This is a genomic window from Salsipaludibacter albus (genome assembly GCF_019798055.1).
GTDB lineage: Bacteria > Actinomycetota > Nitriliruptoria > Nitriliruptorales > Nitriliruptoraceae > Salsipaludibacter > Salsipaludibacter albus.
Genome location: NZ_JAHOPH010000038.1, coordinates 22,043 through 34,090, shown reverse-complemented (window position 1 = coordinate 34,090; position 12,048 = coordinate 22,043). Strand labels below are relative to the sequence as shown.

Below are 12,048 nucleotides of genomic sequence, written 5' to 3'. Positions count from 1 at the left end.
CGGTTCCTGTCCGGGACGCTCGCGGCGGCCGCGGTGGGGCCCGTCGTGGGCGCAGGATCACCGGTGGCGGTGCACGCGGTCATGGCACCGGCGGCCGCCGCGAGCGTCCCGGACAGGAACCGTCGGCGGGTCAGCAGCCGCCCGGCGTCGCCGGTCGTGAACGGTGCCTGCTCGTCCGGTTCGCCGCGATCGTCGACGAGATCCGTGTCGGGCGGTCGACCAGGCATGGGAGACTCCGATCAGCAGTCCCCCCCTCGCTGCCGACCCTAGCGGCTGCCCACCCAGGCAATGGCTCGGATCCGTCACCAGACCGGGCAGCTCAGATCCTGGTGAGTCTCCGCCGGCGCGGTGGGTGTGGCCACCCCCACCGCATCGTGTGGACGGCCCCCTGTTCGACGCCGAGGGGCGGCATTAGGGTCGAATCGATCGGTCCGCTCCGGCTCGCCGAATCCGCGAGGCGGGTGGATCGGGCACATGGTCGTTCGACAAGGGGCACGGACATGGCAGCGAGCGCATACGTCGAGGGCATCGAGGTCACGCAGGGCATCCAGCACTACCAGTCGGCGATGCACCTGTTCGATCCCGCGGACCGGGGTCCTGACAACGGCCTTGCCCTGATCGCCGGCAGACCTGCCTGGGTTCGCGCGTACATGCGAAGCACCGGGCCGGACATGGTCCACGGCGTGGGCGCACGGGTCACGCTGTCGCGTCCCGGCCAGCCGGACGAGGTGTTCGAGCCCGCGGCTCCCGGCGTCGTGACGGCCCATCCACGCTACGACACCCAGCCGACGCCCATCATCGCCGAGGACGTCTTCCAGCGATCCCAGCGTGCCGACATCGGCTCGACCCTCAACGTGGTGATCTCCGGGGAGGAGATGTGTGGTCGGCTGTCGATCCGGGTCGAGGCGCTCGCCGGCGGTCACGTCGTGCACGAGCGCACCACGCTGGTCGACGCCACGCTGCACCAACGACTCCACCTGCGGGCGATCCTGGTGGGCTTCTCAGGTACGCATCCCGACACCGGCGACGCCGTCGTGGTGCCGCCCCCGGGAGTCCACGACCTCATGGCGACGTCCGGGACGACCCTCGCGATGTTGCCGGTGGTCGGGGCAGCCGAGTACTCCGTCGCCGGGACCCTGATGCTCTCCATCCCGCTGGGAACCGACGGTTGCGGACCCGGGGACCCCGGCTGGGCTGCGCTCATGGCCGAACTCGACACGATCGCCGTGAACGACACCGGTGACGGGCCGTGGCCGGGCACCATCTACTACGGCTTGATCGCCCAGGACGTCCCGGACCCGACCTTCTCGGCCACGGGTGGGGGCGGCTGCGGTGCTGCTGGCGCATCCGGGGACTACGGCGTCGCAGCGGGGTACAGCCTGACACCCGACCTCGGCAGGCACCGCGGCGCCGACATGGTGATGGCGCACGAGATCGGCCACGCGATGGGGCGGGCACACGTCCGTGGATGTGGGTACCCGGATGCACAGCTCGGGGGGATCGACCAGGCGTACCCGGCCTACGAGCCGTACTCGTGGCCGGACGCACCGGGCGCCTCGATCGGCGAGTACGGCCTCGACCCGCGCACCGGCGACGTGTTGCCGCCCGACGTCTACAAGGACCTGATGTCCTACTGCCCGCCACCCGGTGCACCCCCGTCGGCGGTCCGCAAGTGGATCTCGATCCACGGGCACCGCCAGGCTGCCCCGCACCTGGCGCTTCGCCCTCGCGAGGTGTGCCTCCCCGGTTTCGAGCGCGAACCCGTGATCGACCACGACCCGAACGTCTACATCCCCGACCCGACGGGCCATCTCGGACGCGTCACGCGGCAGTCGGTCATCCACGTGCTGGGCAGGATCGGTCCCGACCTGGCCTTCCGGCCGGACGGCGTGGTCCGGGGCTGGGCGACGCGCAGCGCGGGCGGCCCGTCGTCCGGCTGGACCCTCCTCCTCGAGACCACGGATGGGCGCGTGCTCGGTCGCGCCCCGATGCACGTCGTGACGGTCGCCTCCTGCGGCACCTGCGGGGGATGCGGAGGCCAGCCCGATGCTCCGAACGGATCGGTGCTCCACGGGGTCGTCCCGGGCGTGCCGGACGGTCTCGTCCTGCGCGTGGTGGACCCGGAAGGAGAGACCACGTGGCATCGCGAAGCCGCCGATCGACCACCTCACGTGGAGCTTCGACGTGCGGACATCGACGCCGAGGGGTTGCACGTGACCTGGGACGTGGACGCAGTGCGTCCGGACGAGACGACCGTGGACGTGCAGTGGTCGACCGACGGGGACCGGTGGCAGTCCGCGGCCGCGTCAGGCGGTGATGGCGCTGCCTTGGTGGACCCGGCCACGATGTCGCCGGGACGGGTGCACGTCCGACTCGTCGCCCAGGACGGGTTTTGGCGGGCGCCGTCCAACGACCGGGCTGTCGCGATCCCCGAACGTCCACCCGTCCTCGCTGTCCTGTGGCCGCCGTCCGGGGCGGTCCTCGCGGCTGGCCGCCCCTTGCGGTTGTGGGCGGCGGTCCGGCACGACGCTGGCACCGCGGAGCTCGACGTGGCGTGGACGCTCGATGGTCGGCCCGCTGGCGATGGGCAGGACGTGTGGACGGTCGTGCCGGCACCCGGCGACCACGAGGCGGCGGTGCGGGTGACCGACGCATCTGGCGCCACGGTCGAGTCAGGGGTCACGTTCACGACCGAGGACGGCCCGTCGTCACCGACGTGAACCCGACCGACGTCAGGCCTGCAGGGCGCGGGCCTCGTCGGCCAGGAGCCGGTAGCTGGTCGACAGGACCCGCGCCGCCGCGCGGGCACGGGGGTCCGTGGCCAGGCCGATGGCGCGTTGTGCCTCCGCAGCGGCATGCTGGGCCACGGAGACGACGTCGTCTGGTGCATCGACGGGGTCCAGGCCGAGTCGCTCGTGGATCGAGCCCGACCCGGACACGAGCAGGAGCGCGTCGTGGAGGTCGCGATCGACCCCGGACACGCCACGCAACGCCTCGAGCTCCCGGATGGGGCGCAGGTCGCCGTGGAGCCGTGCCTGCTCGACCAAGGCGTTGACCTCGCCGGCCACCTGGGGGTCGATTCCCTCGCGTTCGTGGGCGATCCGGGTGAGCTCGGCCAGCGCGTGATCGGCCTTCAGCGCCGTCGACCGGGCCAGCAACCTGTCCCTGATCGCGTCCTCGAGGGCGGGCACGCCCGACCGACGGTCCATCCAGGCCATCAGGGCCGTGGCACCTGCGTGCGCCTCGCCCCGACCGTGTGCGAGGACGTAGGGCCCGCACCGTCCGACGACGTCCTCGAGCACCGACGCCGGGACGTCGTCCACCCCCTCGCGCGGCCATGCCTCCACCCGATCCCGCGGCACGGCGGCCAGCCGGGACAACAGGTGCGCGTCGGCCTCGCGGACGACGCCGGTCCGTGCGGCCTCGGCCATCATCCCGGAGACCGCGACGATGGCAGCGGCCCGCTGGGGCGCGCGCTCCTCCAGCGAGTCGGCCGCCCGGTGGGCCTCCTCCAGGGGGTCGCGCTCGCCCCACGGTCCGTCCGCGGCCATGTCGGCATGGCTGAACACCCCGATTGCGTTGACGGCGGAGGCAGCCAGCACACCCAGGCCGTCGAGGTGGGCACCGAGGAAGGCCAGCTCGTCACGCGTGGGCACGCCCCGGAACACGTAGAGCACGGCGTCGGCGGCGATCATCTCACCACCCGACCCCGTCGACCGTCCGAGCAGGAGGCGACGGGAGGTCGACCCCATGGGCGTCAGCGATGGCAGGCCCGGGGTGTCGATGATCGTCTGGCGACGCAACGCCGGCGTCGGCAGCCAGACGTCCAGGCGATCGACCTGGTCGGACGGCACCGGCAGCTCGGCGGGTACCTGTCCGTCGACGAGGTCCACGGACCGCACCTCGCCGTCGTGCAGGAGGAGCGACGCCCGCGCGGGCCCGTGCCGGTACCAGGTGACGACCTGGGATCCGGCCCGGGCGGCCGTCGGCGCGACCCGGTCACCGAGCAGGGCGTTGACCAGGGTGGACTTGCCGGAGTGGACCCGACCGGCGACGGCGATGCGAAGGGGCTCGTGCAGCGCCCGGACGAGGGCGGAGACCGACTTCCGGTCCTGCTCGCCGAGCAGCACGCTCGCCTGCTCGAGCATCATGGCGGTCCGTGCCAACATCCGGGACGCACGCACGGGCGTCGGGACCCAGTCGGCCCGTTCGGGCGGCGTGACGGGCGCGGTCGGGGACGGACCCGGCACGGTCGGGACCGGGCGGATCGACGGCGCCGGTGGTGGGAGCGGATGCCTGGTCGGGGCGACCGGCACGCCCGCCTCGGGCACCAGCGCGATGTCCCGCTGCAACGCGGCCAGCTTGCCAGCGGCGACGTCGTGGTCGGGCGCGAGGCCGACCACGCGCTCGTACAGCCCGGCCGCATGGATCTTCCCCGCCTCGTGCCCCTCCTCCTGCAGGCGGTCGGCGCGTTCCTCGAGCGCCGCGACGTCGGCCGGGGCCGGCTCGTCGACGAGGTCGAAGATGCGACCGTCCTGCGACCGCAGGTACAGGATCGGGATGCCCCACTCCGCACCGTGGCCGTCCAGCAGGAGCTTCATCCGGGCCTCCGACATCGCGACGTCGACCGGCGTGCCCTGGCCGAGGTGACGATAGAAGGCCTCCGAGAAGCTGGTCGCGGCGACGTCGGTGATCTCGGCCTGCATCCCGACCACGGCCGGGATGTCGTGGTGCACCATGCTCTGGGCCACGCCACCCACCGGGTCGGTCTCGGATCCGCGGCCCCCCTCGCAGGCGTTCAGGACGACCATCCGCAGGTCATCGTGGTCGTGCAGGACCAGCCCCAGGTCGTGCCCGGAGATCGGGTGGGGGTCGCCGTCGTCGTCCTCCAGCAGCACCATCCCGGTGCCGGTGGCCTCGTCGAAGGCCCCGTGTCCCATGAAGTGCACGATGTGGAAGGCCTCGGTGCCGAGTTGGTCACGCAGCCGCGACGGCGTGGCGCGGTGCAGCCCGTGCACCTCGACACGACCTGCGGCCACCTGGTCGCGCAGGGACGCCTTCAGGTCGTGGAACTCCCGGGTGGTGTCCAGCGCCTCCACGTTGCGGGGCGACGACATCACGGCCAGGATGCGCAGGGGTGGGGCCACCCGCAACGTCCGGACGGGGTTGCCCAGGTCGACGTAGCGGACCACGGGGGTCTGGGTCGAGATGGCCAGGGGTCGAGCCCCCACCGGGTCGTACAGGTACTCCCAGGGCAGCGCCGCCAGTTCGGGGGCGTCGTGCAGGCGAAGACGGATCCGCACGCCGCGCTCGTCGTGGTCCCCGTGGATCTGGCTCTCGCGCAGGGCCCGCTCGACGTCGCCGCGGAACAGGGCCTCGAACAGCGAGCTGCCGAAGTCGCGTGTCGCGGTCGGATCGACCTTCGGGGCGACCCGGCGGACCCCCGTGCGCGACCCGATCCGCAGCAGGAAGTTCTCGACCTCGTAGCGTGCGAAGGGAAGGGTGAAGTCGCCGCGGAACTCCCCGCCCGCCGACGTGATCGAGACGGCGTATCCCTCGCCGTGCGCCTGGAGCGTCACGTCGAAGTTGTCGTGGGAGCTGAAGGGCACGGGTCACCACCTTCCCCTGGCGTCAGGGGCCGTCTCGCCGGCCGGTGTCCGGTGGTGTCGACACGACCACCTCGGGTTGGCGCAGGACTCCGTCCGGACCCTGCCATCCGGGACGCACGAGCCGCTGGATCGTGGGTCCGTGGGCGGCGTCGCCGACCCCGTCGGTGCCGACCGCCCGATGGACCGTGCTGTCGAAGGCCGTCCCCGGACGGACCCGGATCGGGGCGACTCCGAGTCGGCCCAGCACCTGCTCGAGGTGGCCGGCCATGGCCTCGTCGCGGGCGAGGTCGTGCGCGAGCATCAGCTCGTGGACCAGCGCAGCGTCGGGTGCCTGCCCACCGGTCGGGGGTGCAGGGGATGGCGACGCGGGCTCCGGTCGGGGAGCCACCGCCGTCGCTGGTGCCTCGGAGGGCTCCGCCGAGGGCCGTGCCGCCCTCGGCCGGGCGCGCCGACCGAGCAGGAACCCCACTCCCAGGGCGGCGGCCCCCCAGAGCCACCACAGGTCGGACACGACCTCGCCGACCCGGATGCCGGGGGCTGCCACGTCGTGCGCGCCGGTGGCCGGCGTGCTGGTGGGCGTCGCCGTGGCCGTCGCCGTGGCCGTTGCCGTTGCCGTCGGGGTCGGGTTCCCGTCGGCGCCCGTGGTCGCCTCCCGGGTCGGTCCCGCGCCGCTGCATGCGGCCGAGACGATGCCCAGGACGATGCCCAGGGCCAGCAGGGTGAGCCACGTCGTGGCGCGTCGTGGGGCGGACACCGTCATCGTCGTGCCCCCCTCGGTCGCCGGAGGAGTCGTCGCGCGACCAACAGCAGCACCAGCCCGACGATCGTCGTCCCGATCGCGAACGAGAACTCGTCGTCGGCGCCGTTCACCCAGGCCTGGTACCCACCGAACGTGCCGACGTAGGCCAGCATCGCGCCCAGGCCCCCGAACAGGAGTCCGAACAGGACCCGCCAGACGCCGCGGCGTCGTGGGGTGGCCGGTGCCGCGCGCGGGGCGGCGGTGGCAGTCGGCGAGGACGGCGGGGCGACGCGGGGGGAGGGTCGTGTGGTCCGGGCAGGCGGCAGTGGTGCCGGGGTCGGCGCGGGAGCCACCGCCGGGGCGGCCTGCCGCGCCAACCGTGCTTCTCGCTCGTCGAGCGCTGCGCGGAGCCGGAAGATCTCCCGCTCCAGGCCGGCGACCCGGTCCGGGATCCCGTCCGCGCCGGGCCCGCGTGCCTCCTGTTCGACCTGGCGTCGGTGGTCGACCTCCATCCGCACGCGGGACGGGCCACCGCTCGTCGGGGGCTGGACCGTGGCGGTGGGCCGGTCCGCCTCGACGCGGGGTGCGATCAATGCACCGCGTGGCACGACCGTCTTCGGGTCGTCGAGGCGGGCGGGGGAACGGTCGAGCAGTGCGTGCATGCGCTCCTGGACGACCGGGATCGTGGCCGAGCCACCGGTCAGGTACATGCCGACGGCATCACCGGGCAGCGTGGCGAGGTGCTCGGGCGTGGTTTCCGCAGCCGCGAACACCTCCCTGGTGAGGTCCATGGCGCGATCCATCTGCGGGCTCACCAGGTCGTCGAACTCCGTCCGCGTGATCCGCAGGGAGCGGCTGACCTCGGCGAACGAGATGGGGATGCCGGCCGAGTCGGCCTCGGACAGCGTGTGCTTGGCCCGCCGCACGAGGTCGCGGAACGTGAACCAGTCGCGTCCCCCGCGGTCCTGCTCGATGCGACCGCGCGTCTCGGCTCCGACGTCCTCCAGGGCCGCGTCGAGTGCCCACTCCATGAGCACGCGGTCGATCTCCTCGCCACCCAGGTACGAGTCCCCACCGGACGCCAGGACCTCGAACTCCTCGGCCCGGTCGTCGGTCGCGCGCAGCACGGCGACGTCGCACGTCCCACCCCCGAAGTCGAACACCCCGATCGTCGAGCCCTGCTCGATCACGCCGTGTCCGTTCGAGCCGTCGTCGCGATGGCGGGCGGCGTACCACCGGGCGGCCGCGATCGGTTCGGAGATGAGCTTGACGTCCGTGAAACCGGCCAGCAGCGCCGCGTCCCGAAGCCGGTCGCGCAGGTGCTGCTCCCAGGCGGCCGGATGGGTCAGCACCACCGACGTCTGGGTGACGCCGCCACTGGTCCGCTGCGCGGTCTCGCGGACCCGGACCAGGACGGCACGAACCAGTTCGACCGGGCTCCAGTCACGCTCGGCGAGGTAGATCGCCTCCTCGCCGAGCCGGTACTTCGGGTTCGGCTCGAAGCTCTCGAGGTGCATCGCCGCCTCGTTGTGGGCGGCCTCGCCGACGAGCAGGCTCCCGTCGGGGCGGGCCAGGACACCCGACGGCATCTGGTCGCCCGACGTCGACAGTCGCAGCGGGACGGCCACGCCGTCACGGAGGATGGCCGCGGCCGTGTTGGTCGTCCCGAAGTCGATCGCCAGTTGCCAGTGACCCATCGCCGTCCCCCGTGACGTGCGAATTCCTCCTGCCAACCAGTGAGGAGGGCCCTGGCGACCCCGGTGATACTGGATCGGTCGCGGTCTCCCCTTCGTCGCCGCCTGCTGGCCCGGTGCCCGTGGCTGGCCAGTTCCATCAAAGCACACCTCCGGTGCCGCGGGAAGCGTCGCGTGCAGCCGTGCTCGACCGGGATGCCACGCATTGCGTGGGTGTCGCCCGAGATGCGCCCCGAGTGGGTCGAAGGTGTTGACGAGTACGGAGGCAACGGTCTAGTGTCCGCGCGGCCTGTTTCGCCCCATCCCCCCGAGGCCAGCGCATGGAATCCACCTCCCCCCGTCGACACGTCGTGCTCGTTGCGGCAATCGCCCTGCTCGCGACCCTGCTGCCACAGTGGCCGGCACCTGCGCAGACCACCGAGGATCCCGGGCTCGACCTCGTCTTCCTGGTCGACGGCTCGGGCAGCATCGACGCTGCCGACTGGGAGATCCAGAAGACCGGCATCGCGAACGCGCTGCAGGACCGGGTGAGCTTCCCCGTCGACGGCACCGTCAAGGTCTCGGTCGTGCAGTGGGGTTCGTCGGTGGACGTCGAGGTCCCGGCCACGGTGCTGGACTCGGCCGCGGCCCTGGACAGCGTCACCACCACGGTGCGTGGCATGGTCCAGAACGGTGGCGGCACCAGCCCGCACCTGGGCATCGATGCCGGGGTCGCCCAGCTCGACGGCGCCGCGGACCCGGACAGCCAGCAGGTGCTGTGCATGTCCACCGACGGCTCGCCCTCCAGCACCTCGGCGCTGTCGTCCTCGGCCTCCAACGCCCAGTCCTCGGGTGTCGATCGCTACTCGGTCCTGGCCATCGAGGACCCCGGGTTCTTCTCCGCCGCTGATGCCCGCAACTTCTACGGTCCGGTCGTGTTCGGTGGCGGGACGGTCGTGACCGCCCGCAACGCCGCAGAGTTCGCCACGCTCGTCACCGGCTCCTGCCTGGGTGCGCCCGTCGAGCTGGTCGGCCTGGAGGTCAACCAGGGGGTGCAGGACTGGGGCAACACGGTCCCGCTGGTCACCGACAAGTCCACCATCGTGCGGGCCCACGTCCAGTCGCTGGACACCGACCCGGTCCGGGCCGTCGGTCGTCTCTACGGCACCCGCGGCGGGGTCGAGCTGCCGTCCAGCCCGCTGCTGCCGCTCAACTCCGGCGGCGCCGTCCTGGCCGGGCCAGACGCCGTCTCGCAGCGCGCCGACATGGACGCGTCGCTGAACTTCGCGCTTCCCCCGGCCTGGCGCAGTGGCGACGTCGAACTGCGGCTCGAGCTGGTCGGGGGCGGCGTGGTCTGCTCCGAGACCGCACCACCGGCCGACACCTGCAGTGCCGAGGTGGGCTTCACCCCGGTCGCGACGCCGCGCGTGCGGATGGTCGAGGTGATCTACACCGACGCCGCCGGCGACGACCAGACCGTCAGCTTCGCCGAGCGCGACGAGCAGGCTGCCCGGCTCGAGTCCGCCCTGCCGATCGCCTCGGTCGACCACACCAACGCCGAGCTGTCACGCGTGTTCGTCGACCCCGAGGACGAGGACGGTCGTGACGACTTCCTGGGCGACGTGAACGAGTCGCTGTTGACGGCGCGATCCAACGACGGCATCAACGACCTGTACCTCGGCGTCCTGCAGGGGTCGATCCCCGACGCCGGGGGCGGGCTGGCCGCCGGGATCCAGGCCAACGCCGCGTCGTGGTTCATGGCCGGGACCGAGGACGTCGACGCGTTCGGCTACGCCCGCAACCGCGGTCCGCACGAGATGGGCCACGCGATCGGCGAGCGCCACGCCGCCGACGACACCGGCACGACCTACTGCAGCGACAACAGTGCCGGCGGTGGTGCCGAGGTCTACCCGTTCGCCGAGACGATCGGTGGCACCGACGTGCCGGCTCTGGGTCCGCTGGGCGATGCCGAGACCGAGGCGTGGGGCGTGGACCCCCGCTTCGTGCTGGCCGGCGACGACGACCTGGGGGTCATCGACCCCAACCAGACGTTCGCACTGATGGGCTACTGCAACTCGTTCGACAACACCAGCCAGGGTCGTTGGACCGACTCCTTCTACTGGCCGCGGTTCATCGACGACGTCAACGCCGTCGACTGGACCGAGGGACCGGTGCCGGACGGCGGTGGCCTGTGGGGCTGGTTCCGCGGCCTGTTCGACCTCGAGGGTCCGGCCGACGTGGACTTCAAGCCGTTCCTGCTGAGCCGGCCCGGCGTGGTGCCGATCGGGCTGCCCGCCGGTGACCACACGCTGGAACTGCGTGGTGCGGACGGCGAGGTCCTGGTGTCGGTGCCGTTCGAGCCGGTCGTCATGGAGGGGGACGCCACCGAGGACGGCGACGAGCCCGCCGGCAAGGCAGCCTTCGTCATCCCCATCCCCGACCCGCCCGAGTTCACCACCGCCGTCGTGCTGGACGGCGACGGCCAGCAGGTCGGCTCAGTCGCGGCCAGCCCGAACGCGCCGACCGTCGCGATCACCGCCCCGGCGACCGGCGACACCTTCGCCGGCGACACGGTCGCCGTGGCCTGGGAGGCCAGCGACCCCAACGGCGACCCGCTGGCACACACCGTCCAGTACTCCGTCGACGACGGCGCCACCTGGACGACGGTGGCGGTGGACCTGGCCGAGACCACCCTGGACCTCCCACGCGCGGAGCTGGCCGGGTCGAGCAGGGCCCGGGTCCGGGTCGTGACCTCGGACGGGACCCGCGCGTCCTTCGCCGACTCGGGGACCTTCTCGGTCGCGACCAACGCTCCCGGCGTGTCGATCCGCAGCCCGTTCGACGGCCAGGCGTTCAGCGGTGTGCAGTCGGTCTTCCTGCGGGCCGTGGCCACCGACGCCGAGGACGGTCCGCTCGACGGATCGGCCGTGACCTGGAGTTCCGACCGGGACGGCGTCCTGGGTTCCGGGGAGGAGGTGGTGGTGTTGGCCAGCGACCTGACCGAGGGACGCCACGTCGTCACCGCCACCGCGACCGACTCCAGCGGTGCGGCCAGCAGCGCCACCGTGACGATCGACATCGCGCGGGTCGCCGAGCCGCCGGTGGTCGACGACCCGACGTTGCTGCTGGGTGCGCTGGTCGACGACGTCGCCGCGTCGGGGGTGGCCGACGGCCTGCAGCGGTCGCTGGCGGCCAAGTTGGTCGGTGCCCTGACCAAGGTCGAGGAGGACCAGGTCCAGCCGGCCTGTGGCAAGCTTGGTGCGTTCGACAACGAGGTCCGGGCCCAGGACGGCAGCGGGCTGACCAGCGCCGCTGCGGCGGACTGGCTCGCCCGGTCCGCACGCATCCAGGGCCTGCTCGGATGCTGACCGGAGGTCGCCGATGGTGACGCGAGGCCGCATCGTGCGGGGAGTGGTCGTGGCTGCCGCGCTGGTCGCCCTGGCCGGCTGCGGCAGCTCGACGACCCCGGCCGCGTCGCCGTCGCCCGAGGGGTCGACGTCGACAGAGGCCCGGTCCGAGCCGGTCACGACCACGCCGGATCCGTCGGAGCCGGCCAGCACGCCGGACGAGGCGGCCTCGCCCACCCCCGCGGCCTCGCCGTCGACACCGCCGTCGGTGTCGACCGCCTCCGGGTCCGGGCGCATCGAGGGCACGGCCGAGTCGGTCGACGACGTCGGTGACGCGGATCGCGTGCCGCTGGAGGACGCCACGCTGGCGGTGCTGCCGGCGGCCGAGGTCGACGCACTGTGGGAGGCGATCGAGTTCACGCCGGACGCCGCCCAGCTGTCCACCGTCGGTGGCCTGGTCGACGCCGAGGTGTTCGATACGGGCCAGCTCGTGGCCGTGCAGGATGGCCGGTTCGCACTCGAAGTCGACGACGGGGACCACCTCGTCTGCCTGCTGCGCGGCACCGGACCCCACGCCCTCCAGGGCTGCGCCGAGGCCACCGTGGCCGGCCCGGCCGCGTGGCGCGTCAGCACCGGCGAGGGCGGCTTCTCCCTGTCGACCGAGTAGGCCTCGACAGGAC

Annotated in this window: 6 protein-coding genes and 1 pseudogene; 3 read left to right on the top strand and 4 right to left on the bottom strand. The window is 72.8% G+C overall.

Annotated features, from left to right (window positions below):
* Nucleotides 1-227 (bottom strand): annotated as a pseudogene (locus tag KR546_RS16755) (hypothetical protein); the annotation flags it as partial.
* Between the two features lie 273 nt (nucleotides 228-500).
* Between KR546_RS16755 and KR546_RS16750 the strand changes: the two are divergent.
* Complete coding sequence (locus KR546_RS16750; RefSeq protein ID WP_238445870.1) at nucleotides 501-2,720, top strand: hypothetical protein; 2,220 nt, start codon at nucleotides 501-503, stop codon at nucleotides 2,718-2,720.
* 12 nt (nucleotides 2,721-2,732) lie between these two features.
* On the opposite strand, the gene KR546_RS16745 is transcribed toward KR546_RS16750, so the two are convergent.
* Genes KR546_RS16745 through KR546_RS16735 form a run of 3 tightly spaced genes read right to left on the bottom strand, consistent with a single transcriptional unit; the run spans nucleotide 2,733 to nucleotide 8,045 of the window.
* Complete coding sequence (locus KR546_RS16745) at nucleotides 2,733-5,609, bottom strand: CHAT domain-containing protein (RefSeq protein WP_238445869.1); 2,877 nt, start codon at nucleotides 5,607-5,609, stop codon at nucleotides 2,733-2,735.
* 22 nt (nucleotides 5,610-5,631) lie between these two features.
* Complete coding sequence (gene grpE, locus KR546_RS19830; protein ID WP_238445868.1) at nucleotides 5,632-6,363, bottom strand: nucleotide exchange factor GrpE; 732 nt, start codon at nucleotides 6,361-6,363, stop codon at nucleotides 5,632-5,634.
* Nucleotides 6,364-6,365: 2 nt separating this feature from the next.
* Complete coding sequence (locus KR546_RS16735) at nucleotides 6,366-8,045, bottom strand: Hsp70 family protein (RefSeq protein ID WP_238445867.1); 1,680 nt, start codon at nucleotides 8,043-8,045, stop codon at nucleotides 6,366-6,368.
* Between the two features lie 317 nt (nucleotides 8,046-8,362).
* Between KR546_RS16735 and KR546_RS16730 the strand changes: the two genes are divergently transcribed.
* Both KR546_RS16730 and KR546_RS16725 read left to right on the top strand, forming a co-directional pair.
* Nucleotides 8,363-11,389 (top strand): DUF1194 domain-containing protein, encoded by a 3,027-nt coding sequence (locus tag KR546_RS16730; RefSeq protein ID WP_238445866.1) that lies wholly within the window; start codon nucleotides 8,363-8,365, stop codon nucleotides 11,387-11,389.
* 13 nt (nucleotides 11,390-11,402) lie between these two features.
* Nucleotides 11,403-12,035, top strand: coding sequence for a hypothetical protein (locus tag KR546_RS16725; protein WP_238445865.1), 633 nt, complete (start codon nucleotides 11,403-11,405; stop codon nucleotides 12,033-12,035).
* The last annotated feature ends 13 nt before the right edge of the window (nucleotides 12,036-12,048 follow it).

Bases quoted from the DNA above. Each gene is read 5' to 3' on its own strand.
- KR546_RS16735 (WP_238445867.1), bottom strand. From the start codon at position 8,045: ATGGGTCACTGGCAACTGGCGATCGACTTCGGGACGACCAACACGGCC.
- KR546_RS16730 (WP_238445866.1), top strand. From the start codon at position 8,363: ATGGAATCCACCTCCCCCCGTCGACACGTCGTGCTCGTTGCGGCAATC.
- KR546_RS16725 (WP_238445865.1), top strand. From the start codon at position 11,403: ATGGTGACGCGAGGCCGCATCGTGCGGGGAGTGGTCGTGGCTGCCGCG.
- KR546_RS16750 (WP_238445870.1), top strand. From the start codon at position 501: ATGGCAGCGAGCGCATACGTCGAGGGCATCGAGGTCACGCAGGGCATC.